The sequence below is a fragment of the Aquitalea sp. FG25 genome (assembly GCF_057809375.1).
Window position 1 is genome coordinate 1 of record NZ_JBMDJV010000008.1, and the last position, 24,169, is coordinate 24,169.

The 24,169-nt window shown below is 56.0% G+C and carries 23 protein-coding genes; 13 read left to right on the forward strand and 10 right to left on the reverse strand.

Translation table 11 applies throughout. From position 1 onward, the window contains the following. The first annotated feature begins 57 nt into the window (after positions 1 to 57). The 7 genes from uraD to htpG all read left to right on the forward strand — a co-directional run bounded on the left by uraD (position 58) and on the right by htpG (position 7,207). On the forward strand, positions 58 to 474 hold the full coding sequence (uraD, locus tag ACODR9_RS08745; RefSeq protein ID WP_488809037.1) for a 2-oxo-4-hydroxy-4-carboxy-5-ureidoimidazoline decarboxylase: 417 nt from the start codon (positions 58 to 60) through the stop codon (positions 472 to 474). Beyond that, complete coding sequence (locus ACODR9_RS08750) at positions 471 to 1,097, forward strand: LysE family translocator (protein WP_488808847.1); 627 nt, start codon at positions 471 to 473, stop codon at positions 1,095 to 1,097. Before uraD ends, ACODR9_RS08750 begins: the two co-directional genes overlap by 4 nt. A 42-nt stretch (positions 1,098 to 1,139) precedes the next feature. Beyond that, on the forward strand, positions 1,140 to 2,180 hold the full coding sequence (alc, locus tag ACODR9_RS08755) for an allantoicase (RefSeq protein WP_488808848.1): 1,041 nt from the start codon (positions 1,140 to 1,142) through the stop codon (positions 2,178 to 2,180). Positions 2,181 to 2,215: 35 nt separating this feature from the next. Then, positions 2,216 to 2,719, forward strand: coding sequence for an ureidoglycolate lyase (locus tag ACODR9_RS08760; RefSeq protein ID WP_488808849.1), 504 nt, complete (start codon positions 2,216 to 2,218; stop codon positions 2,717 to 2,719). Between the two features lie 111 nt (positions 2,720 to 2,830). Beyond that, positions 2,831 to 4,186 (forward strand): nucleobase:cation symporter-2 family protein, encoded by a 1,356-nt coding sequence (locus ACODR9_RS08765; protein WP_488808851.1) that lies wholly within the window; start codon positions 2,831 to 2,833, stop codon positions 4,184 to 4,186. Positions 4,187 to 4,255: 69 nt separating this feature from the next. Next, positions 4,256 to 5,179 (forward strand): xanthine dehydrogenase accessory protein XdhC, encoded by a 924-nt coding sequence (gene xdhC / locus ACODR9_RS08770; RefSeq protein ID WP_488808852.1) that lies wholly within the window; start codon positions 4,256 to 4,258, stop codon positions 5,177 to 5,179. A gap of 126 nt (positions 5,180 to 5,305) precedes the next feature. Beyond that, positions 5,306 to 7,207 (forward strand): molecular chaperone HtpG, encoded by a 1,902-nt coding sequence (gene htpG, locus ACODR9_RS08775; protein ID WP_488808854.1) that lies wholly within the window; start codon positions 5,306 to 5,308, stop codon positions 7,205 to 7,207. 333 nt (positions 7,208 to 7,540) lie between these two features. Here the strand turns inward: htpG and ACODR9_RS08780 are convergent, their stop codons facing one another. Next, complete coding sequence (locus tag ACODR9_RS08780) at positions 7,541 to 8,146, reverse strand: glutathione S-transferase family protein (RefSeq protein WP_488808855.1); 606 nt, start codon at positions 8,144 to 8,146, stop codon at positions 7,541 to 7,543. 14 nt (positions 8,147 to 8,160) lie between these two features. Further along, positions 8,161 to 8,424: a hypothetical protein gene (locus ACODR9_RS08785; protein ID WP_488808856.1), complete on the reverse strand. Its 264-nt coding sequence runs from the start codon at positions 8,422 to 8,424 to the stop codon at positions 8,161 to 8,163. 94 nt (positions 8,425 to 8,518) lie between these two features. Between ACODR9_RS08785 and ACODR9_RS08790 the strand changes: the two genes are divergently transcribed. Together ACODR9_RS08790 and ACODR9_RS08795 are read left to right on the forward strand one after the other, a co-directional pair. Beyond that, positions 8,519 to 9,418 carry a LysR substrate-binding domain-containing protein gene (locus ACODR9_RS08790; RefSeq protein WP_488808857.1) on the forward strand — a complete coding sequence of 300 codons (900 nt, stop codon included), beginning with the start codon at positions 8,519 to 8,521 and terminating at the stop codon, positions 9,416 to 9,418. Between the two features lie 37 nt (positions 9,419 to 9,455). Continuing rightward, positions 9,456 to 9,794 carry a YnfA family protein gene (locus tag ACODR9_RS08795; protein WP_488808858.1) on the forward strand — a complete coding sequence of 113 codons (339 nt, stop codon included), beginning with the start codon at positions 9,456 to 9,458 and terminating at the stop codon, positions 9,792 to 9,794. 56 nt (positions 9,795 to 9,850) lie between these two features. Here ACODR9_RS08795 and ACODR9_RS08800 read toward each other — a convergent pair whose 3' ends face one another. The 6 genes from ACODR9_RS08800 to aceB form a co-directional block, all read right to left on the reverse strand. Next, complete coding sequence (locus ACODR9_RS08800) at positions 9,851 to 10,462, reverse strand: glutathione S-transferase (protein WP_488808859.1); 612 nt, start codon at positions 10,460 to 10,462, stop codon at positions 9,851 to 9,853. Between the two features lie 94 nt (positions 10,463 to 10,556). Further along, entirely contained in the window at positions 10,557 to 11,252 is a 696-nt protein-coding gene (locus ACODR9_RS08805; protein WP_488808860.1) for an SIMPL domain-containing protein, read from the reverse strand. Positions 11,253 to 11,393: 141 nt separating this feature from the next. Then, positions 11,394 to 12,188, reverse strand: a complete 795-nt coding sequence (locus ACODR9_RS08810; protein ID WP_488808861.1) for an ABC transporter ATP-binding protein — start codon at positions 12,186 to 12,188, stop codon at positions 11,394 to 11,396. Then, complete coding sequence (locus ACODR9_RS08815) at positions 12,185 to 13,087, reverse strand: ABC transporter permease (protein ID WP_488808863.1); 903 nt, start codon at positions 13,085 to 13,087, stop codon at positions 12,185 to 12,187. Before ACODR9_RS08815 ends, ACODR9_RS08810 begins: the two co-directional genes overlap by 4 nt. 130 nt (positions 13,088 to 13,217) lie before the next feature. Further along, positions 13,218 to 14,177 (reverse strand): ABC transporter substrate-binding protein, encoded by a 960-nt coding sequence (locus ACODR9_RS08820; protein ID WP_488808865.1) that lies wholly within the window; start codon positions 14,175 to 14,177, stop codon positions 13,218 to 13,220. Positions 14,178 to 14,402: 225 nt separating this feature from the next. Next, positions 14,403 to 15,998, reverse strand: a complete 1,596-nt coding sequence (gene aceB / locus ACODR9_RS08825) for a malate synthase A (protein ID WP_488808866.1) — start codon at positions 15,996 to 15,998, stop codon at positions 14,403 to 14,405. A 150-nt stretch (positions 15,999 to 16,148) separates the two neighbouring features. Here aceB and ACODR9_RS08830 point away from each other — a divergent pair, with 150 nt between their 5' ends. After that, positions 16,149 to 17,045 carry a LysR family transcriptional regulator gene (locus tag ACODR9_RS08830; protein ID WP_488808867.1) on the forward strand — a complete coding sequence of 299 codons (897 nt, stop codon included), beginning with the start codon at positions 16,149 to 16,151 and terminating at the stop codon, positions 17,043 to 17,045. Between the two features lie 467 nt (positions 17,046 to 17,512). After that, the gene (gene bcaP, locus ACODR9_RS08835; protein ID WP_488808868.1) at positions 17,513 to 18,910 is read left to right on the forward strand and encodes a branched-chain amino acid transporter BcaP; all 1,398 of its coding nucleotides are present in this window, start codon (positions 17,513 to 17,515) and stop codon (positions 18,908 to 18,910) included. Positions 18,911 to 18,987: 77 nt separating this feature from the next. Here the strand turns inward: bcaP and ACODR9_RS08840 are convergent, their stop codons facing one another. Further along, positions 18,988 to 19,542: a flavodoxin family protein gene (locus ACODR9_RS08840; RefSeq protein ID WP_488808869.1), complete on the reverse strand. Its 555-nt coding sequence runs from the start codon at positions 19,540 to 19,542 to the stop codon at positions 18,988 to 18,990. A gap of 230 nt (positions 19,543 to 19,772) precedes the next feature. Beyond that, positions 19,773 to 21,071: an isocitrate lyase gene (gene aceA / locus ACODR9_RS08845; protein ID WP_488808871.1), complete on the reverse strand. Its 1,299-nt coding sequence runs from the start codon at positions 21,069 to 21,071 to the stop codon at positions 19,773 to 19,775. A 452-nt stretch (positions 21,072 to 21,523) separates the two neighbouring features. On the opposite strand from aceA, the gene grpE reads away from it, so the two are divergent. After that, on the forward strand, positions 21,524 to 22,069 hold the full coding sequence (gene grpE, locus ACODR9_RS08850) for a nucleotide exchange factor GrpE (protein WP_488808872.1): 546 nt from the start codon (positions 21,524 to 21,526) through the stop codon (positions 22,067 to 22,069). A 131-nt stretch (positions 22,070 to 22,200) separates the two neighbouring features. After that, positions 22,201 to 24,120: a molecular chaperone DnaK gene (gene dnaK, locus ACODR9_RS08855; RefSeq protein ID WP_488808874.1), complete on the forward strand. Its 1,920-nt coding sequence runs from the start codon at positions 22,201 to 22,203 to the stop codon at positions 24,118 to 24,120. Positions 24,121 to 24,169: the final 49 nt, after the last annotated feature.

Here is a 24,169-nt window from a genome sequence, read left to right on the forward strand (position 1 = left end):
GAGAAGCAATATTTCCAACGGCTCAAGAGTGTCTAGAGAAGCCGGGGCGATTCAGCCCTGCGCCCTTTCCATTCGGTGGAGGAGCTGGCTGCCGTGATGACCGGCGAAGTAGAAAAGGCTGGTTATCGTGCTCAAATGGCATTAATCAGAGCCCACCCAGAACTCGCAGGAAAAGCTGCGATATGTGGTGAGCTGACAAGAGAGTCCTCGGTTGAGCAGGCCAGTGCCGGGCTGGATCAGTGTAGCAAGGAGGAGTTTTCTCGCTTGACTGCGCTCAATGATGCTTATCAAAGAAAGTTTGGTTTTCCATTCATTCTGGCAGTTCGTGGCCATGACCGTAACAGCATTCTCGGAGAGTTTGAACGCCGTTTGTCCTCTGAAGTGGAAGAGGAGCGCCGAGAGTGTTTGCGGCAGATTTACCGTATTGCACGTTTGCGATTAGAGGAAATCGTGTACGGAGATTCTGGCACATGAATATCGAAATGCTGAGCTTATATCTACTGGCCATCACCGTAGTTATTGTCGTGCCGGGGCCTCTATCGTTGTACATGGTCAGTAATGCTGTGCAATACGGTGTATGGCGCAGCTGGCCAGGTTTCGTTGGTGGTGTGCTGGCTTCGGTCAGCCTGCTGTTGTTATCGGCTCTGGGGGTTGGTTCTGTATTGCTTGCATCTGCAGGTTCGTTTGCTGTACTGCAGTTGCTTGGTGCTTGCTACCTGCTTTATCTAGGCTTCCAAACTTGGCAGGAGCGGCATGGACAAGCCTATGCCGTTACTGGACGTCGTCAAGCTGGGGTGCAGCTTTTCTCCAAAGCCTTTCTGCTCGGCATCAGCAATCCTAAAGATATCGTTTTTTTTCTGGCTTTATTGCCGCAGTTTTTGGTCCAGGGCCAGCCTTTGCTCCTGCAACTGGTGTGGATGGTAGTGGCCTGGGTCGTTGTTGATCTGCTGTGCAAGTTTGGTTATGGGCTGCTGGCTAGTCGTCTCTTAGCCAAGATGGCCGTGATACGTAAGATTTTTTTAATGATATCCGCATTGTGTTTTGTTGTGATGGGTAGCGTGTTGCTTGGCCAGATACTGGTTAGTGCTGTGAACTGAAAATATTGATTGTCCGTATTGTAATAATAAAGGAGAGACACCATGAATTTTGATTCCAACCTGTCATCTACTGTACGGCATGCAGCTCCAGTTGAGTTGCCTGATTTTGCCCACCGTCATGTCAACCTGGCCGCTGCAGATTTTGGTGCCAGGATTCTGTTCTGCACTGACGAGTGGTTTGCACCTGCTGAGCGTATGCTGCATTCAGCAGCCCCCGTATTTATCGTGGATAAGTTTGATGAACATGGTAAGTGGATGGATGGCTGGGAAACAAGGCGGCGGCGTAATGGTGGCCATGACTATGCGGTCATTCAGCTAGGTTTGCCAGGTGAAATCAAAGGAGTAGACATTGATACCAGCCATTTTACTGGTAATTTCCCACCTGCTGCTGTTTTGGAGGCCTGCTGTGAGACTGGCTCCCCCACTCCGGATACGATGTGGACGGAGATCTTGCCAGCCGTTTCCCTAGGTGGGGGTGCCCACCACTTTTTCAGCATTAATGATTCGCGGGTCTGGACCCATTTACGTTTGCATATTTACCCCGATGGTGGGGTAGCTAGATTACGGGTTTACGGGCAAGTAGATGGTAATTGGCAAGGTAAAGACCGAGGTGCCTTGTATGAAGTCTCTGCCTTACAGCAAGGAGGCCGAATTGTTGCTTATAACGATGCCCACTTTGGTGTTCCTTATAGGCTGATTATGCCGGGGCGTGGCATCAATATGGGCGATGGCTGGGAAACACGGCGTCGACGTGAACCTGGTAATGACTGGTGTATTGTTCAACTTGGGCATAGCGCGATTGTTGAACGTATCGAAGTTGATACCGCCCATTTCAAGGGTAATTATCCAGATAGTATTTCTATTCAGGCTGCATTGGTCCATCAAGGGACTGACCAATCTATTGTGACGCAGGCGATGTTCTGGGACACGCTCTTGCCCGAACAGAAAACCAACATGGATACCCAGCATTATTATGATCGTGAATTGATTCGCCAATTGGGGCCGGTTAATCATGTACGACTAAATATCTTTCCCGATGGAGGGGTCAGTCGGTTGAGAATATGGGGCCGTCTGGCTGATTAGCAAAGTCACAAGACTATTTGAACGAGGAGAACATCATGGCTTTGCTAACTCTGGAAACCCTGACTAAAGAATCTTTTTCCCCTTTCGGGGATGTGATCGAGATTGCGGGTAGTGACTGGTTTCCCATTAATAATGGCAGTACCCGTCGCTACCACAAGCTTGGTTTGGTAGACATTGGTGGAGATGGTGGTCTTCCTGCTATCAGCATGGCGCGAGGGGCTGCTTTTCACTATCCCATTGATATTTGTATGTTGGAACGTCATCCATTGGGTAGCCAGTCATTTATTCCTTGTAATGGCGTTCCCTTCATTGTTGTGGTGGCTCCCAACCAGCCTGATGGACAGCCGGATGAGCGTGCTTTGCGCGCTTTTCTCGCCAATTCCGATCAGGGGGTCAACTATCTACGTGGTTGCTGGCATCACCCCTTGATCAGTTTGGAGCAGGAGGGAGATTTCATTGTGGTGGATCGTGTTGGAAGTGGGCATAACTGCGACGAAATCACGCTTTCGCAGATCTACCAAATCGAAGCACCTTTCTAGGTTATTTCCGTAATCCTTGCAATTTTCCTTGTTGCTATGGCAGCAGGTTGCCCTGTCACGTCCGTGCATTACATGAAAGTTATTGCACGAAGAAGGCAAAGGAGAGACTTGATGAACTCGACACAAACCATCCATCCGGTAGATGAAAAGCTGCCCATGCTGCAATTGTTTACCCTGGGCTTGCAGCATGTATTGGTGATGTATGCTGGCGCAGTGGCCGTTCCGCTGATTGTTGGTGGTGCGGTGGGTCTGCCCAAAGAGCAAATTGCTTTTCTGGTCAGTGCCGACCTGTTTTGTTGTGGTTTGGTGACCTTGTTGCAGTGTCTGGGATTCAAGGGGTTTGGCATTCGCATGCCGGTCATCATGGCGGTTACCTTTGCCACGGTAGGACCGATGATTGCCATCGGTCAGAACCAAGAACTGGGTTTGCCTGGCATCTTTGGTGCCACCATGGCAGCGGGGCTGGTATCTTTGTTGCTGGTGCCATTAATTGGACGATTGATCCGCTTTTTCCCCCCATTGGTAACTGGAGTGGTTATTACATCGATTGGTTTGTCCATCATTGGTGTTGGCATCAATTGGTCGGCAGGTGGGCTGGGCTCCCCTGACTATGGTAGTCCCTTGTATCTGGGTATCTCACTGACTGTTCTTGTGTTCATTCTTCTGATCATTCGCTTTGCATCCGGTTTCCTGGCCAATATATCCATTCTGCTGGGATTGTTGTTCGGCTTCATCATTGCCCTGTCGCTGGGTAAGGTAGATTTTGATGGCCTGCACGATGCCAGCTGGTTTGCCATGATTCTGCCCTTCAAGTTTGGCGTGCCACGGTTCGAGCTGTGGTCCATCGTGACGCTGACGGTGGTGATGCTGATCGTTTTCATCGAGTCCATGGGCATGTTTCTTGCCTTGGGGGAAATCGTCAACCGCCCAGTAAGAAGACAGGATCTGGTACGCGGACTGCGGGTGGATGCATTGGGGACCATGTTTGGGGGCATGTTTAATACGTTTCCGCATACTTCATTTTCACAGAATATCGGCCTGGTCAGCATTACCGGCGTCAGTAGTCGCTGGGTATGTGTAATGTCAGGTTTTATCCTGATCGCCTTCGGATTGGTGCCCAAGATGTCCATTATCGTGGCCTCCATCCCTCCCTTTGTGCTGGGTGGAGCGGGGATCGTGATGTTCGGCATGGTATTGGCCACCGGAATCAAGGTGTTGTCGAGAGTAGATTTTCACAATCGCTACAACCTTTATATTGTTGCCATCAGTTTGGGCATGGGCATGATTCCCACTGTAGCCAAGGATTTCTTTGGTCAGATGCCCGTAGGCATGGCCCCGCTGCTGCATAGCGGTATCTTGCTGGCAAGCCTGACAGCCGTGCTCTTGAATGCATTTTTCAACGGGCTTGGGGAGGCAGATCTGTCCGATGCCAGTACTACCGAGGTGATGTCTGTACCTGGACATTGATCAGACAAGGTATTTGTATCTGGTGGTTGCTGGCATTGCACAGGGGAAGGTGATGCTGCTGGGCGGTGATTGGTTGAGCGTATTACGTCAACAACTGGCACGGCAGAGGAGGCTGCCATACTGATTACCTTGGTGCGTAGTCAGGGCCATGTGCCACGGGAGGTCGGTGCTCGCATGGTAGTGGGACGCAATTGGAGTGCAGATACGCTTGGGGACGGCTGGTTGGAGCGACAAGCAGGTCTGAGAGCCCGACAACTGCTGTCCCTGCCTGTTTTCTTGCGTTGTTGCGAGCGCTTTGATCTAGGCAATTGTGCAGATTGCTGTTGTACCGGTAGTGCATGGTTGTTGTTCGAGTTACTGGATGAGCGAGACTTACCTTGGCTTGAAATGGCCTGGCAGGCAGGGGCAGAGGGACGAGCGTTGCGACGTCTGGTGATGTTGGAGTCTGATGCTCCTGTTGAATACTTTCTGTTGCCAGGGCGGGGAGGCGGTATTCGGCAACTAGAAGCGTCAATATGGCAGGATGATCTGCCAGTGCCGGTAATGCGTGTGGTGTTGTGTGGCGCTGGGCACATTGGTAGGGCGGTGAGTCGCTTGCTGGGTGATCTACCCTATAGGATATTCTGGCTAGATAGCCGTCCAGAATTCTTGCCAGCCGAATTGCCAGCCAACACTACAGCCATCGTTGGCGGAGCCGAGCAAATGGACAGCCTGCCCGCCGACGCCTGCTGGCTGGTGATGACTCATAGCGATCAATTGGATTTTGACTGGATTGAGCAGATATTGCTGCGCAACGATGCACGCTTTATTGGTTTGCTGGGATGTCGTAGCAAGCTGGCTAGTTTTAATTTGCGCCTGATTAATCGCGTACCATTGGGGCGCATTGCCAGTATTCACTGCCCTTTGGGTATAGACGGGATGCAAAGCCGGCAAGCTGCTGCGATTGCTATTGCGGTGGTGGCCGAGCTACTGCAGCTGCTCCCGTCGGAGTAATTGTATGGGTGGGGAGCAGTTTACAAGAGGGATAATCCTGCCCTTGCTGGAGAAAGGGTATTGAAATCGGCTACCTTGTCCCTATCTGTCAGCTCATTGTTACTCAACCACTGATGAATAGAGACCATGAGCGCACAGAAAGAAACCCTGGGCTTTCAGACCGAAGTCAAGCAACTGCTTCACCTGATGATCCACTCCTTGTACTCCAACAAGGAAATCTTCCTGCGAGAACTCATTTCCAATGCATCGGATGCCGCCGACAAATTGCGTTTTGAAGGTCTGGCCAAGCCCGAGTTGTTCGAGAATGATGCCGAGCTGAAGATTACCGTTGGCTTCGACAAGGAAGCCCGCACCATCACCATCTCCGATAACGGGATAGGTATGAGCCGCGACGAGGTGATTGCCAATATCGGCACGATTGCCAAGTCTGGTACCAAGGCCTTTTTCGAGCAACTGTCCGGAGACTCCAAGAAGGACGCCAACCTGATCGGCCAGTTTGGTGTCGGTTTCTACTCGGCCTTTATCGTTGCCGACAAGGTCAGCCTCACAACCCGTCGTGCAGGTGCGGCAGCGGGGGAAGGCGTACGCTGGGAATCCCAGGGTGAGGGTGAGTACACGCTGGAGCAGGTTGAAAAAACCAGCCGGGGTACCGAGATTGTGCTGCACCTGAAAGAGGGGGAAGACGAGTTATTGGCCGACTGGGCACTCAAGCGCATCGTACGTACCTACTCCGATCATATCTCCATCCCCATTTTGATGAAGAAGGGCAATAGCTACGGCGAGAATGGCGAAGTCATTGAAAGTGACGAGCTGGAAGCCGTTAACGCAGCCTCTGCACTGTGGACTCGGAGTAAGAGCGATATCACCGACGAGCAGTACACCGAATTCTACAAGCACGTGGCACATGACTTTGCCGATCCGCTGGCGTGGAGCCATGCCCGTGTTGAAGGCCGCCAGGAATACACCGAGCTGTTGTACATCCCGGCACGTGCACCGTTTGACATGTGGGACCGCGAGCGCAAGCAGGGCATCAAACTGTATGTCCGTCGCGTGTTCATCATGGAAGACAGCGACAAGCTGATGCCGCAATACCTGCGCTTTGTGCGTGGGGTGATCGACAGCAACGATCTGCCGCTGAATGTCTCCCGTGAAATCCTGCAGGAAAGCAAGGATATCGATGCCATTCGCGCCGGTTGCGTGAAGAAGGTACTGGGCTTGCTGGAGGATCTGGCGGCCAATCAGACCGAGAAATATGCCGCCTTCTGGAAGGAATTCGGTCAGGTACTGAAAGAAGGGGTGGGCGAAGACCACGCCAACAAGGAGCGTATTGCCAAACTGTTACGCTTTGCTTCCACTGCGGTGGATGGCGATGAGCCGACGGTGAGCCTGAGCGACTATATCGGTCGCATGAAGGAAGGTCAGGACAAGATCTACTTCATCACGGCGGACACCCTGGCCGCTGCACGTAACAGCCCACACCTGGAAGTATTCAAGAAAAAGGGTGTGGAAGTGCTGTTGCTGACCGACCGTGTGGATGAATGGGTGGTTGGTTCGCTGTTCGAATTCGATGGCAAATCCTTGCAGTCGGTAGCCAAGGGCGAACTGGACCTGGGCGCGCTGGAAGATGAAGCCGACAAGGAAGCACAGAAGCAGGCTGAAGAAGCAGCTAAGCCCTTGGTAGAAAAAGTGCAGAGCGCACTGGGTGACAAGGTGAAGGAAGTGCGTGCTACGGTACGCCTGACCGATAGCCCGGCCTGCCTGGTGGCGGGTGAGCATGATATGAGTGCACACCTGGAACGCATGCTAAAGGCTGCAGGGCAAAAAGTGGAAGTCAGCAAGCCAACGCTGGAAATCAATCCGGAACACGTATTGGTGAAACGACTGGCGGAAGAGTCCGACGCCGGTCGTGCCGCCGATCTGGCCCAGGTGCTGTACGATCAGGCCTTGCTGGCAGAGGGTGGCAAGCTGGAAGACCCTGCCACCTTCGTCAAGCGTATCAACAAGCTGCTGTTGGAGCTGTCTGCCTAAGCCTGCGGTAAGTAGCACACTGAAACCGCCCCAGATGACCGGCTTGCCGTTTGTCTGGGGCGGTTTTCATTCAATACCATGGAAGAGCGGTGGTCATGCGTAAAGCTTGGTCTCATCTGGGGTCTGTTGCGTATTGTTAACTCCACGCAGTTGACCCGGTACGCTGTGGTAGCCAGCTACCCGCTGGTAAAACAGCACCATCCCCAGGCAAGTTTCAACTTGTTGTCGGCGCTGCAAACTGCACCGGATGACTTGCCGTGGCAACAGGTAGTCCGCAAATAGCCGCTATCGTTGTTATTGCTGTGTGAGTACGACACCTGATCGAGCAATAGCCTACTCGAAGGGCGTGGCGAGAAAGGCTGGCAGAGCCTCGGCCTGTGCACTCCATTGCTGCAAGTGCGGGAAGTCATTCCAGGCCAATTGCTGTGGCAGCATTTCACGGCTGAAGCGCCAGGCCACTGCGATGCTGATGCCAGCCTGATCGATGGCACCAATACTGAGAGCCTGCTTAGCCATGGCCTGCTCTATCAGGGAATAGGCTGCCAGCAGCTGAGCAGCAACACGTGCTTGCCATGGCTGATGCCGTTTTTCCTCTGGACGTAGCTGTTGTTCGTAAACCAGCTGTACGCTTTTTTCCATCGCCGCCAGCGCCAAGCCCAACAAATGCAGGCTGTACTGACGTTGCGGCAGGGCACGTGGCATCAGGCTGTGTTCTGGGTGCAAAGTATCCAGATAATCCAGAATCAGGGTCGAATCCATCAGCGTGCTGCCATCATCCAGAATCAGGGTCGGCGCTTTCACTACCGGGTTGATAGCCTGAAATTCGGCAAGATGACGAAATACCGATACAGCTTGATGGGAAAAGGGAATCGCCATCAAGCGCATGCTGATGGCAACACGGCGTACATAGGGGGAGTCCAGCATGCCTATCAGTTGCATGATCTGACTTTCTGTTAAACGGTTTGGTAATGACTGGCAATGCTAAGCCAGGAGCGCTGGGGGGGATTGGTGCCGGGCTGGATTTCCAGCTGGCCATGTCCTTCCAGTAGCAGCTTGCCTATTGGCAGCTGCGCGGATTCTCCACCTTGCAAGCAGATGTCCTGGCCGTCAACCGTTAACCAGTGCGCGCCGCTGCGGGCATATAGCTGGCAACGACGGGACAACTGTAAGACCAGTAGTTCGCCATCTGCCAGTTCCAGCCGTAATGAATGGGACATGACCATCTCCTTTCGTGGGGGTGAGTTCACTATAAGCAGCAGCTGTCGTGATGAAAATTGATATTTATTTGGAATTCATGTTAGTTTTTCTAACATGAGACTTTTACCTCCCTTATCTGCCCTGCGCAGTTTTGAAGCCTTGGCACGCCTGGGAAGTGTGACGCAGGCTGCCAGTGAACTACATGTGACACATTCAGCCATCAGTCAGCAAATACGCCAGTTAGAGGAGCTGTTGGGTGTAGTGCTGTTTGTGCGCGAGGGGCGGGGTTTGCGCCTGACCGAGGATGGGCGTTTGTATGCGCTACAAGTCAGAATCGGCCTGGCCGAGTTAACGGAAGCTACACGGTTGATCCAGGCCAGGCCGCGAGATGGGGAGCTGGTGGTGGCGGTCATGCCGTCCTTTGGTGCGCATTGGCTGCTACCGCGCTTGCCCGGTTTCCAGGCCCGCTTCCCGCAATACCGCATCAGCCTGCGTGCCAGCCTGGACATTCAGGACTTACGTCAGGGCTTGGTGGATATCGGCGTGCGCATGGGGCAGGGCGGTTGGGAAGGTTTACAACAGCAACATCTGTTTGATGACGAACTGGTGGTGGTGGCTGCGCCAAGCTTTCGGCAGGGCAAACTACCGCAGACTCCGGCTGAGATTGTGGCAGGACCGGTGGTGCGTACAGTGGAAAGCTGGATGGGGTGGTGTCAGGCTGCCGGCGTTAACGAGCCATCACAGGCCGGCTTGTGGATCAATGATTCCAATCTGGTGCTGCAGGCAGTGCAGCAGGGTATGGGGGTAGCATTGGAGAGGCGCAGCCTGGTGGATGCAGGGCTGAAGTCGGGTGTGCTGGTGCAACTGAGTGATATTGTGGTGCCGTATCCCTACCCGCACTGGCTGGTGTGGCCGCAGCGCGAAAGCTCCTTGCTCAAGCAGCGTGATTTTATCGGCTGGATGGCCGAGGAGATTGAAGTGTATCAGCAGGGATTGGGCTGGGCGCACGGCTGATGTGGGCTACTGTTTGCTGCAGATGTATGCAAGGGAAATGCGGGTGATATTGCTGAAATTATTGTTGCTGTTTGGCTTGACTGCCTTGGCCGAGATTACCGGCTGCTATCTGCCTTGGTTGTGGTTGAAGCAGCAGGGTTCGATTTGGCTATTGTTACCGGCAGCCTTGTCGCTGCTGCTGTTTGTCTGGCTGTTGACCTTGCATCCGGCAGCGGCTGGGCGTGTCTATGCTGCCTACGGTGGTGTTTATGTCGTGGTGGCCTTGTTGTGGCTGTGGCTGGTTGACGGCGTCAGACCAAGTAGCTGGGACTTGCTGGGCGCTTCGCTGGCTCTGATGGGCATGGCCATCATCATGTTGGCACCCAGGCCGGCGTGAGGGGCCTGAGCTGCAACAAAAACCGGGCCATGCCCGGTTTTTGTTTGTTGGCATGCTCAGGAAGCCGGTGGCCGGGTATCGATAAACGATGGCCGGGCAGACAACCGTTCCAGCAGATTGGCCAGATTGGGATAGGGCTCGCGCCAGTTAATGGCAGGAAAGCGGAAATCCAGATAGCCAAGGCAGCAGCCAACGGCAATATCAGCCAGGCTGTAGCCTTCACCATTGCACCACTGCCGTTCTCCCAGGTCGGATGACATGGCGGCAAGCCCCCGGTCGATTTTGCCTTGCTGGCGTGCTATCCAGTCCCGCATCTGCTTGTCTGCTGGGCGACGTTGTTCCAGGACGATGGCAACGGCTGCGTCGGTGATGCCATCCGCTAGTGCCTCCCAGCGCCGGGTGTTGATCAGACGGCGGTTTTCTTGCGGCAGCAGGCGGGCTACCGGAGAAATATTGTCCAGATATTCCACGATGACCCGCGAGTCGAACAAGATGCTGCCATCGTCCAGTTCCAGCGCGGGGACTTTGCCCAGCGGGTTGTACCGGGCGACCTGGCTGTCCGGGTTCCACGGCACGTCCTCTTCCAGCGGGCAATCAATCTTCTTGTCGGCCAGCACGATGCGTACCTTGCGGGCATACGGGCTAGTGAATGAGGCAATCAGTTTCATGGTGGTAGAGTGCTCGGCGGGTCGTAAAAGCGGGCTGATATGTTCAGCCCGTTGTGTTGCTTACTGTAGCGCAAGGTCGCTACTGCATAAAGGGCTAGTTGAGTTCGATCTTGCCATTGATCATGAGTTGCAACTGGCTTTGCCCAGGTTGCCAGTCCGGCTGTGCTACATCCGCTTCCTTGGCCATGGGGGCTGCGGCGGCACGCATCAGCATGGGCGGACGAAAGGATGGCGCAGCATTGCCAAATTCCAGTTCCTTGATGGTGATATGGCTTTTGCCCAGTGTTTGTGCCGTGATGTTGGCTTGTGCCTGCATTTCGGCCAGGGCTGCCGGGATCATGGCTTTTTCTGCAGCACGCCTGGCGGTATCGGATACGGTGAACTGCACGCCTTCCAGCAGCATGGTTTTCTGTAGCTGTGCGACCAGCTCGGCCGCCTGGGTCATGTCGCGGCTTTTCAGACGGATCTCAGCCCGGCCCTGCCAGCCTTGTATCTTGCCGTTCTTGTCGTAGCTGGGCCAGCTGTTGTAGCTGCCGCTGCTTACTTCTACATGCGGGTAGTTTTTGCCTAGTGCCATGCCTTGGGCAATACCCTTGTTCAAGCGGTTAGCCAGTGTGGCGGGCTGTTCACTTTTTTCCTGCAGGTACAGTGTGGCTTGCAACTGGTCGTTGGCGACTTCCTGCTGGGCTGAGCCAGAGAGTCGTAGTTCGATGCCCTCGGCCGCTTTGGCCATGGCCGGGAGAATGAGCAGGCTGGCTGCCATCAGGGGGGGGATAAGCGTGGATTTCATGCGGACTCCTGCAAAGATTAGAGAACAGGCTTTTGAGCGGGGCGTGGTGCAGAAGGTTCGCATATCTGGCTGGGAGATGGCCACTGAGCGTGGCTGGCTCACGCCGGGCGATGGGCATCAACCGGCGTGAAGGGTGAGGGCTTAGCCTAGCAACAGTGCGTCATCGTCCAGCTTTTCACCACGGGTCTGTTCAAACATGGCCAGCAAATCGGGCACGTCCATGCGGCTGCGAGTATCGCCGCTGACATCCAGTACCACCCGGCCTTGGTGCAGCATGACGGTGCGATGGCCATGATCCAGCGCCTGGCGCATGGAGTGGGTCACCATCAGGGCGGTCAGCTTGTTTTCGGTCACGATGCGGTCGGTCAGCTCCAGCACAAAGGCGGCGGTTTTAGGGTCGAGCGCGGCGGTGTGTTCATCCAGCAGCAGCAGACGGGAAGGCTGCAAGGATGCCATCAGCAGGCTGACGGCCTGACGCTGACCGCCGGACAGCAGGCCCATGCGGTCGCCCAGGCGGTTTTCCAGGCCCAGTTTGAGTGTGGACAGCTTGTCGCGGAAGGCTTCGCGATAACTGGCCTTGACGGCGCGCGACAGTCCGCGTCCCTGGCCGCGCTGCATGGCCAGCGCCAGGTTTTCTTCGATGGTGAGCCCTTCGCAGGTACCGGCCAGCGGGTCCTGAAACACGCGGGCCACCAGTGCAGCACGCTGCCAGGCGGACTGGCGGGTGACGTCCTGCCCGTCGATGAACAGGCTGCCAGTGTCCGGACTGATGTCACCGCTGATTGCATTCAGAAAGGTGGACTTACCAGCACCATTGCTGCCAATCACGGTGACGAACTGGCCGGATTCGATGGTGAGCGACAGGCCGCGCAGCACAGGGTTTTCCAACGGGGTGCCGGGGTTAAAGGTTTTGAACAGATTGTCGGCGCGCATCATGCGGATTTTCCTCCTTGCTTGTTGCGCAGCTTACCCTTGATCTTGGGCAGTACCAGCGCCAGGCCCACCAGCACGGCGGTAATCAGGTTCAGATCCTGCGCTTGCAGGCCGATGAAGTCGGCATTCAGCGCCAGGGCAATCAGCAGACGATAGAGCAGTGCGCCCAGCACGGTGGCCAGGGTCACCAGCCACAAGCTGCGTGGCGGTAGCAGGGTTTCGCCGATGATGACGGCTGCCAGGCCCACCACGATGGTGCCGATGCCCATGGAAATGTCGGCGCCGCCTTGGGTTTGCACGTATAGCGCACCTGCCAGTGCAATCAGCGCATTGGACAGGGCCATGCCGGCCAGCGTCATGCGATCGGTGGAAATGCCCTGGGCTCGTGCCATGCGCGGATTGGCACCGGTGGCGCGTAGCGCCAGCCCTGCTTCCGAGGCAAAGAAGGCATCCAGCAACAGCTTGGCGATTACCACAATGACTGCCAGCACGGCAGGCTGAATCAGCCAGGCATTGTCATTGACCGTGCTGATGAAGGGGGCAAATACCGTTGGCAGGCCGATCAGGGCGATATTGGGTGCGCCCATGATGCGCAGGTTGATGGAGTACAGCGCAATCATTACCAGAATGCTGGCCAGCAATTGCAGAATGCCCAGGCGGACATTGAGCCAGGCGGTGAGCCAGCCGGCGGCGGCACCGGCAATGGCAGCGAGGCCGCAAGCCAGCCACGGGTCATGGCCACCGGCAATCAGCACGGCAGCCACCGCGCCGCCCAGCGGGAAGCTGCCGTCGGCGGTAAGGTCGGGGAAGTTGAGCAGGCGGAAGGAAATCAGCACGCCAAGTGCGACGAGCGCAAAGATCAGGCCGATTTCCAGCGCGCCCATCAGTGAAATCAGGGACATGAACACCTCTGAGACATACCGGCCCGTCAGGGTGGGGGCCGGTAAGCCAAGCCTGGATGAGGCTGGGCTGTTGATACGGAAAAAGCCCAGATGGCGATGAAGCCATCTGGGCAGTCAGACAGTAGTCTGCTTACTTGACGGTGTTCTGCGCTTCCTTGAGCAAGGTGGCGGACAGCGGAGCGCCTTGCTTGATGGCGGCAGACGGGTTCACTGTCAGGCTCAGCTTGCTACCCACTTCAGGTGCAATGGAACCCGGTTTTTCACCCTTCAGGATGCGTACCACGATCTTGCCGGTCTGGCGGCCCATATCGTAGTAGTTCATCCCCAGCGCTGCCACGGCTCCACGTTTTACCGAGTCGGTATCGGATGCGATCAACGGCAGTTTGGCTTGATTGGCCACGGCAACCAGCGATTCATAGGTGGACACCACATTGTTGTCGGTGCTGGTGTAGATGGCATCAACCTTGCCGATCAGGCTCTTGGCTGCAGGGGCTACGTCCACGGTACGTGCTGCCGGTGCTTCCACCAGGCTCATGCCGCGCTTGGACAGCTCTGCTTTCAGTTCCTTCACCACGATGGTGGAGTTAACTTCACCCGGGCTGAATACCATGCCGATGCGCTTGGCACCCGGTTTCACCTTCAGGATCAGGTCTACCTGCGGACCCAGCGGCAGCATGTCGGAGACGCCGGTTACATTGGTGCCGCTGGCTTTCCAGTTGCTGACCAGCTTGGCCGCAACCGGGTCAGTCACGGCGGTGAATACGATGGGCAGGGTTTTGCTGGCAGCCACCAGAGCCTGTGCGGACGGGGTGGCAATGGCCACGGCGACATCCGGCTTATCACCAACAAACTTGCGGGCGATCTGGCCGGCAGTGGCCGGATTACCCTGGGCGCTCTGGTATTGCACCTTGACCTTGTCCTCACCCATGCCTTCGGCTTTGAGCTCGTCGGTTACGCCTTTGCGTGCTGCATCCAGCGCCGGGTGGTCAACAATTGCCGTAATGGCAACCGATTTGAGCTCGGCGGCGGAAGTAGACAGGGAGAGCACGGCTGCAGCGGCAGCCAGCAGTTGGCGATGGCGTAGGGACATGGCAATTCCTTGTGAGTCAGGATAGATTTTTTTGGAAAATGAATATTTCGCGCAATTTTATTCCAATACCAAAGATTTTTCTTGTTGCGGTGCGCAATAATATGGCTGAAATTGGATATTGGAGACAGGAAGTTGCCCATTCGCCGGGCAGGCGAAAAAAAAGCGGCCCGGATCACGGGCCGCATGAGTGTAAGCTGGCAAATTGCCAACCATTGGATCGATCGTTTAATCGATGTAGTCGTAACCTGGCAGGGTGAGGAATTCGACAAAGTCATCCGAGGTGGTCAGCAGGTCGAACATGCCAGCCGCGTCTTCGTATTGCTTGGTCCAGCGATTGCCGTATTCCGCCTTGAGCTTGGCTACTTCGGCAGCTTGCAGTTCGCGGAACAGTTCCACCGTTACCTTGCGGCCATCGTCCAGCACACCCTTGGGGCTGCGAATCCACTGCCAGATCTGCGAGCGGGAAATTTCGGCGGTAGCGGCATCTTCCATCAGATTGTGGATGGGCACGCAGCCGTTGCCGGAAATCCAGGAACCCAGATACTGAATGCCCACATTGATGTTCATCGACAGGCCGGCTTCGGTGATCGGCGCTTCCGGCTGGAAGTTCAGCAGGTCGGCGGCGGTGACATTTACGTCCGGACGCTGCTTGGAAATCTGGTTGGGTGCATCACCCAGCACGCGGCTGAAGGCTTCGTTGGCAATCGGTACCAAACCCGGGTGAGCCACCCAGCCACCATCGTAGCCGTCAGTAGCATCGCGGTCCTTATCGGCCTTCACGCCGCCCAGTGCCTTGTCATTGGCCACCGGATCGTTCTTGATCGGAATCAGCGCGGCCATGCCGCCAATGGCCGGCGCGTTGCGCTGGTGGCAGGTTTTCAGCAGCAGCAGGGCGTAGGCGCGCATGAAGGGCACGGTCATGGTGATCTGAGCGCGATTGGCCAGGCAGAAGTCGCGGTTCTGCTTGAACTTCTTGATGCAGCTGAAGATGTAGTCCCAGCGACCGGCGTTCAGGCCGGAGCTATGCTCGCGCAGTTCGTAGAGGATTTCGTCCATCTCGAAGGCGGCGAGGATGGTTTCGATCAGTACGGTAGCCTTGATGCTGCCTTGGGCGATGCCCAGTTCCTGCTGGGCAAACACGAACACATCGTTCCACAGGCGCGCTTCCAGATGGCCTTCCATCTTGGGCAGGTAGTAATAGGTGGCGCTGCCTACGCTCTGCAGATAGGCGATGTTGTGGAAGAAGGACAGGGCAAAGTCGAACAGCGAGCCGGAGACAATCTCGCCATCTACCGTCACGTGCTTTTCCATCAGGTGCCAGCCGCGCGGACGCAGGATCAGCGTGGCCACGCTGTCGTTCAGGCGATATTGCTTGCCGTCGGGATTGGCAAAGGAAATGGTTTTGCGATAGGCATCACGGACGTTGATCTGGCCGGTGATCTGGTTTTCCCAGCTAGGACAGTTGGAGTCCTCGAAGTCGGCCATGAAGCTCTTGGCACCGGAGTTCAGCGCATTGATCATCATTTTGCGATCCACCGGGCCGGTGATTTCCACGCGGCGGTCCAGCAGGTCTTGCGGCAGCGGGGCAATCGTCCAGTCGCCGGTACGGATGGCGGCGGTTTCCGGCAGGAAGTCAGGCAGCTTGCCGGCATCCAGTTCGGCCTGGCGTACCACGCGGGCGGCAATCAGCTCACGGCGGCGTGCTTCAAACTGGCGGTGCAGCTTGGCAACAAAGGCCAGTGCTTCGGTGGTGAGGATTTCTTCAAACGCCGGGGTCAGCGGGGCGAGGATTTCCACGCCTTGCGGAAGGGTGACAGCCATGTGCTTGCTCCTGAAGTAAATGCGTTTATACGGCAGAACCGCTGCCTTTGATCAATAAAATGCTGCATTGCGATGACAGCCAGTGTATCTAGCCAAACAGTAAAAAAAAATGCATAAATAGGCATAACATCTTTTACTTTTAAGTAAGCAATGAGCGAACTCAAACAGTTGGAAACCTTCGTCGCCGTGGTCAATCATGGCAGCCTGTCCGCTGCTGCACGCCAGCAAGGTGTGGTACCGGCCATGATAGGCCGCCGGCTGGATGCGCTGGAGGAGCGGCTGGGGGTGAAGCTGTTGGTTCGCACCACGCGCAGCGTGACCCTGACCCAGGAAGGCGCGGCCTTTTTTGAAGACTGCCAGCGCATTCTGACGGAGTTGTCCGAAGCCGAAGCGGCAGTGGCTTCCGGTAGTGGCCGGGCGCGTGGTCATTTGCGAGTATCCGCCCCGGCCGGTTTTGGCCGACGGCATGTGGCACCGCATATTGCGGCATTTCAACTGGCGCATCCGGATATCCGCGTGACGCTGGATTTGTCAGACCGGCTGATTGATTTGCAGCGCGAGCGCATTGACTGTGCCATTCGCATTTCGGATTTGGCCGACTCCTCGCTGGTGGCCATGCGGCTGGCAGAAAATCGCCGCGTGGTGGTGGCATCGCCTGCTTATCTGGCGCGGCATGGCATTCCACATACCCTGGAAGAACTGGCCGAGCATAACTGCCTGTCGCTGGGTGAGAGCCAAAGCCGTGGCTGGAGCTTCGAGTGTGACGGGGCGCTGATCAATCTGCGGGTGTCTGGCCGACAGGAGTGCAATGATGGCGCAGTACTGCACGACTGGGCTGTGCAGGGCTTGGGCCTGGCCTGGCGTTCGCTGTGGGAAGTGAAGGATGACCTGTCTGAAGGGCGACTGGTGACGGTGCTGGACCAGTTTGCCTCACCCGACTACCCGGTATATGCCGTGGTGCCGCAGCGGCGCTTTCTGCCGGCACGGGTAAGGCATTTCATCGAGCATTTGCGCCAGATCTATACTGCCCCCGCTTATTGGGACTGAGAGCGGACTGGGCGTGCGCGATGGGGGTTATCTGCTGTGTCATGTGGAGTGAGACGTAGATTGGCAAGGCTTTGCTTATTGCTGCCTGGCGGCTGCTTGTTTCTGCGCAAGGATATGCCAAATAGGCATGGCATTGCGTTTTTGCGGCAATTTCTGCTGTAAAAATGACAGTCATGTGCCATTAACTGCTGATTTTTCAGAGAGTATGACAATTTGGGGGCAAATCCTGCTGCCAGAATTGTCCATGAATGGATAATGGATACACTTTGTCCAACTTTCTGGCTTGAACTGTTCCCCCCTTCCTGTAAGATCGCGCGTTTTCCGCAGCAGTGTCCTGCGTTGAGATGTCGGTCACGAACCGGCAACAGACAGGGCAGCTGTGGATGGGCTGAGTATGATCATCACGGCCGGCCGCCCTGTAGCCCAAACATGGTGACGGGTACCGGCGCACACAGGATAGTCTGAACATGAGTTTGATGCGCAAGAAGAGCGTTCAGGGCATGCTGGAATTTGCCCAGACCGCCAAAGGGCTCCGCAAGGAGCTGACGGCTTTCGACCTGACCATGCTGGGGATTGGTGCCATCATCGGTACCGGCATTTTCGTGTTGACCGGTACCGGTGCCACCGTGGCAGGCCCAGGCTTGGTGTTGTCTTTCATCATCGGCGCGTTTGCCTGCGGCTTTGCCGCACTGTGCTACGCAGAATTCGCCGCCATGCTGCCGATTTCCGGTTCCACTTATACCTATGCCTACGCCACGCTGGGTGAGCTGGTGGCCTGGATCATCGGCTGGGACCTGATGCTGGAATACCTGCTGGCATCGTCTGCTGTTTCGGTGGGCTGGTCCGGTTATTTCCAGAGCTTGCTGGGCGGTTTCGGCATTCACCTGCCTGATGCGCTGACGGCTGCGGCGGGTGCGGTTCCGGGCAAGGCTACCTTGTTCAACCTGCCTGCCTTCACCATCGCCATGCTGATTACTGCCTTGCTGGCCTTTGGCATCAAGGAATCCAAGCGGGTAAACAATATCGTGGTGCTGATCAAGGTTGCCGTGGTGCTGATGTTCATTGCCATTGGCGTATGGCATGTGAAACCGGTCAACTGGAGCCCGGCGCTGCCTTACGGCATGAATGGCGTGTTCCATGGCGCGGCCATCGTGTTCTTCAGCTTCCTGGGCTTTGACGCCGTGACTTGCGCGGCTGAAGAGGTGAAAGACCCGGCGCGTGACATTCCCAAGGGCGTGATCTGGTCGCTGGCCATTTGCTCCATCCTGTACGTAATCGTGTCTGCCATCATGACCGGCATCGTGCCTTACGCCCAGTTTGCCGGTATCGACCACCCGGTATCGCTGGCCCTGCAAGTGGCCAAGCTGGACTGGTTTGCCGGTTTTGTCGATCTGGGCGCCATTTTGGGCATGCTGACGGTGATTCTGGTGATGACCTATGGCCAGACTCGCATTCTGTTTGCCATGAGCCGTGACGGCCTGCTGCCCAAGGTCTTCTCTGAAGTGAATCCGAAATACGGCACACCGTATAAGGCGACCTGGCTGATTGGCACCATTATCGCCCTGATTGCTGGCTTCATTCCGCTGCATACCCTGGCTGAACTGGTGAACATCGGTACGCTGGCGGCGTTCTCGTTGATTGCCATTGCCATCATCAAGCTGCGCAAGACCGAACCGAACCTGCCGCGCAAATTCATGTGTCCGGGTGTGCCTTATGTACCGGCACTGGCCGTCATCTTCTGCGTATTCCTGATGGCGCAGCTGTCCATGCTCACCTGGCTGTGCTTCGTGGTGTGGCTGGTAATTGGCTTGGTGGTGTACTTTGGTTACTCGCGCAAGAACTCTCACTTGCACAAGCAGGCTTGATTCAGTACTTGCTGCGGCACTTGCCAAAAAAAAGCCACCTCACGAGGTGGCTTTTTTTACATCTCAAGCTGGCTGAATCAGCCGCGCAGCTTGGCGGCGATGGCCGCTACACGTGCGCCGTATTGCTTGGCAGTGTCCAGGTCACCCTGCGGGATTTCATCCACGCTGGCATCGGCCGGGGACTGCACCAACAGGCCAACCGAGCCGCCCAGATTATTGATGTCGGTGCGCTGGGCGGCCTTGGTGTTGCTCGGCATCAGGCCCAGGCTGACCCAGATTCCACCATGCTGCGACGCCAGGGTTTGCAGGGTGATCAGGGCAACTTGCTTGTCGCCGTTCAGGCTGGCGCTATTGGTGAAGCCACCGAATACCTTGTCTTGCCAGGCGCGGGTGAACCAGGCTTTGGAAGTGGCATCGGCAAATTTCTTGAACTGCCAGCTCGGGCTGCCCATATAAGTAGGGGCGCCGAAAATGATGGCGTCGGCTGCGGCCAGTTGATCCCAGGCGCTGTCAGCAACATTGCCTTCTGCGTCAATGGCGATGAGTTCGGCATTGGCACCGGCAGCCACTTGTTGGGCAACGCGTTGGGTATGGCCGTAGCCGGAATGATAGACAACGACAACCTTGGTCATGGTGAATACCTTTTCTGGAGATGAATCTGGAGAGGTGACGTGCCGTGACTGACGCGCCAGAAAGAATAGCAGCGTCCAGTATAGTGATTGTTCGTGTCAGTACTAGTCGGTTTTGATGAATTGATTGTTTAGCCAGATTTAATAAACGGCAGACCGCAAGCAAAACGCCCGCAAGCGTGAAGCCGGCGGGCGTGCTAACAAGGGCTGACTGGCAGCCCACGCTTTAGCGCTTAGTGGAACTGCTCTTCTTCGGTGGAGCCAGTCAGCGCGGTTACGCTGGATTGGCCACCCTGGATCACGGTGGTGACATCGTCAAAGTAGCCGGTGCCCACTTCCTGTTGATGCGATACGAAGGTGTAGCCACGGTCGCGTGCTGCGAATTCCGGCTCTTGTACCTTCTCGACGTAGGCCGACATGCCGCGAGCAACATAGTCTTGTGCCAGGTCGTACATGTTGTACCACATGCTGTGAATACCAGCCAAAGTGATGAACTGGTATTTGTAGCCCATGGCACCCAGTTCGCGCTGGAACTTGGCGATGGTGGCATCGTCCAGGTTCTTTTTCCAGTTGAAGGACGGCGAGCAGTTGTAGGCCAGCAGCTTGCCCGGATGCTTGGCGTGTACCGCTTCGGCAAACTTGCGGGCAAATTCCAGATCCGGCGTGCCGGTTTCGCACCATACCAGGTCGGCATAGTCAGCGTAGGCCACGGCGCGGCTGATGGCTTGTTCCAGACCCTTCTTGGTCTTGTAGAAGCCTTCGGCAGTGCGCTCGCCAGTCAGGAAAGGCTTGTCGTTGGCGTCGTAGTCGCTGGTGATCAGGTCAGCAGCTTCAGCATCGGTACGGGCAATCACCAGAGTCGGCACACCATACACGTCGGCAGCCATACGGGCAGCGATCAGCTTCTGGATGGCTTCCTGGGTCGGAACCAGTACCTTGCCGCCCATGTGGCCGCATTTCTTAACAGAAGCCAGTTGGTCTTCAAAGTGAACGCCACCGGCACCCGCACGGATCATGGCCTTCATCAGTTCGTAAGCGTTCAGCACGCCACCGAAACCGGCTTCGGCATCGGCCACGATCGGAGCGTAGTAGTCAACAAAACCAGGCTGACCTTTTTCAACACCTTTGGAGTGCTGGATTTCATCGGCGCGGGTGAAGGCATTGTTGATGCGCTCTACCACCTTCGGCACGGAGTCCACCGGGTACAGGGACTGGTCCGGGTACATGGCGGAGTATTCGTTGTTATCAGCAGCCACTTGCCAGCCGGACAGGTAGATGGCCTTGATGCCGGCTTTCACTTGCTGCATGGCCTGACCACCGGTCAGCGCGCCCAGACAGTTGATGTAGGGTTCGTTGTTGACCAGGTTCCACAGTTTTTCGGCCCCTTGGCGGGCCAGGGTGTGTTCCACTTGCACCGAACCACGCAGACGCTCTACGTCGGCAGCGGTGTAACCACGCTTGATACCCTTCCAGCGCGGGTTGGTGTCCCAGTCATGTTGAATGGCGGCGATACGTTGTTCGCGAGTAGTCATGTTCAAACCCTTCTCGAATAGTTTTCTCTGCAGACCGGCGAATTCCGGCAATCCTCTGGCTAAATGACGGTCCGGTTTTTCCGGACTGATTTTATTGACAACAGGTTATAGCCATTGCCCTTGCTGACCACCCAAGGCCCGTGGATGACGGTTTTCCGGGTGGGTCATTTAGCTGGTGTGACCCATTATATGCACAAAAAAAAAGCCTTGTGTGCGGTGCAACACTGAAATAATAGCGATGTTCAGAAGGTGACAATTGTGGCGAAAAATGAATATTTGATCCCCCAGTTTTTGTTGCAGTTGCGAAAAGAAAAGTCCGAAAACGCACAGTGCGGTGAGGTCCGGTAACAGCGGCTGTGACCGTGGGGCAAGACAAGGGACTTGAATTCCCTGTAAGAGACCTTATCTGACGTCGGGACATTGTTAAAAGCCGATTTTTTTGAGGTCTTGCCATGCAGGAAAACCAGAACAACGCGAGCAACGAAGCCGCCGTTGAAGACGTGAACAACGCCGCTGTCAGCGAACAGGCTGCTGAACAAACCGTAGAACAGCGCATTGCCGAACTGGAAGCCCAGGTGGCTGATCTGCAGGATCAACTGCTGCGCAGCCGTGCCGACCAGGAAAACCAGCGCCGTCGCAATGCCGAAGAATTGCTGAACACGCAGAAATACGCCATCAACAAGTTTGCCCAGGAACTGGTCCCGGTAAAGGACTACCTGGAAATGGCGCTGCTGGATCAGAGCGGCCAGATCGACACCCTGAAAATGGGGGTGGACATGACGCTCAAGCAGCTGGTGGCTGCCTTTGACAAGGTGCAGATCAAGGAAATCAGCCCGGCAGTGGGCGACAAGCTGGACCCGCACCAACACCAGGCCATGAGCGCGGAAGAGTCCGACGCAGAAGCCAATACGGTGTTACGGGTGCTGCAAAAAGGTTATCAACTGGCTGAGCGCACGCTGCGCCCGGCCATGGTGATCGTGGCCAAGGCCAAAGCCTGACACGAAAGCCATAAAAAGGTTCTTGGCCTGCTCTTGAAAAAGATCACATAGCCAATACCTATTAATGCAACAGGCCGTGGCTATCAGTTAAGGCCGCCGTCGCAACGAATCTAAAGATAAAGGAATAGAAGATGGGCAAAATCATTGGTATTGACCTGGGTACGACCAACTCCTGCGTAGCTGTAGTCGAAGGTGGCAACCCGAAAGTCATTGAAAATGCCGAAGGTGCACGTACCACGCCTTCCATCATTGCTTATATGGAAGACGGTGAAATCCTGGTTGGCGCACCGGCCAAGCGCCAGGCAGTCACCAACCCGAAGAACACCCTGTACGCTGCCAAGCGCCTGATCGGTCGCCGCTTTGAAGACAAGGAAGTGCAAAAAGACATCGACCTGATGCCCTTCCAGATCATGAAGGCACCCAACGGTGATGCCTGGGTGAAAGTGCGTGATCAGGAACTGGCTCCGCCGCAAATCTCCGCAGAAGTACTGCGCAAGATGAAAAAGGCTGCCGAAGACTACCTGGGTGAAGAAGTGACCGAAGCGGTGATTACCGTACCGGCCTACTTCAACGACAGCCAGCGTCAGGCCACCAAGGATGCTGGCCGTATCGCCGGTCTGGAAGTCAAGCGCATCATCAACGAACCGACCGCTGCAGCGCTGGCTTTTGGCCTGGCCAAGCAGGAAGGTGACCGCAAGATTGCCGTGTACGATCTGGGCGGTGGTACCTTCGACGTGTCCATCATTGAAATCGCCGACGTAGATGGCGAGCACCAGTTTGAAGTGCTGTCCACCAACGGTGACACCTTCCTGGGCGGTGAAGACTTCGACCAGCGCATCATCGATTACATCGTGACCGAGTTCCAGCGCGAACAGGGCGTGAACCTGAAGAACGACGTAATGGCGCTGCAACGTCTGAAGGAAGCTGCTGAAAAGGCCAAGATCGAGCTGTCCAGCGCCACCCAGACTGAGGTGAACCTGCCGTACATCACCATGGATGCCACCGGTCCGAAGCACCTGGCGATGAAGATTACCCGCGCCAAGTTCGAAAGCCTGGTTGACGACCTGATCACCCGTTCCATCGAACCGTGCCGCGTTGCCCTGAAGGACGCTGGTGTTTCGCTGGCCGACATCACCGACGTGATTCTGGTAGGTGGTCAGTCCCGCATGCCCAAGGTACAGGATGCGGTGAAGGAATTCTTTGGCAAGGAACCGCGCAAGGACGTGAACCCGGACGAAGCCGTGGCCGTTGGTGCCGCTATTCAGGGTTCGGTGCTGTCCGGCGATCGCAAGGACGTGCTGCTGCTGGACGTGACGCCGCTGTCGCTGGGTATCGAAACCCTGGGTGGCGTGATGACCAAGCTGATCCAGAAGAACACCACCATTCCGACCAAGGCATCGCAAACCTTCTCCACGGCGGATGACAACCAGACTGCGGTTACCATCCATGTGCTGCAAGGCGAGCGTGAAAAGGCTGCGGCCAACAAGAGCCTGGGTCAGTTCAATCTGGGTGACATTCCGCCGGCACCGCGTGGCATTCCGCAGATCGAAGTGGAATTCAACATTGACGCCAACGGTATTCTGCATGTATCGGCCAAGGACAAGGCCAGCGGCAAGCAGGCCAACATCACCATCCAGGCTTCCTCCGGTCTGTCGGAAGAGGAAATCCAGCGCATGGTGAAGGATGCCGAAGCCAATGCCGAGGAAGACAAGAAGCTGCACGAGCTGGTAACCGCCCGTAACCAGGCTGAAGGCTTGATCCACAGCGTGAAGAAGTCCCTGTCCGAGCATGGCGACAAGATCGACGCCGCAGAAAAGGCCAAGATCGAAGACGCTGTCAAAGCCGCTGAAGAAGTGGTGAAGAGCGAAGACAAGGCTGTGATCGAAGCCAAGACCGAAGAACTGGCCAAGGCCAGCCAGAAGCTGGGCGAAATCATGTACGCTCAGGCACAGCAGGCTGAAGCTGGTCAGGGTGCTGCCGATGCCGGCAAGGCCAAGGACGAAGGCGATGTGGTGGATGCCGAGTTCGAAGAAGTAAAAGACAAGAAGTAAGCCACAGGCTTGCTGATTGAACGAGGCACAGGGAATGGCGGAGGGTGCT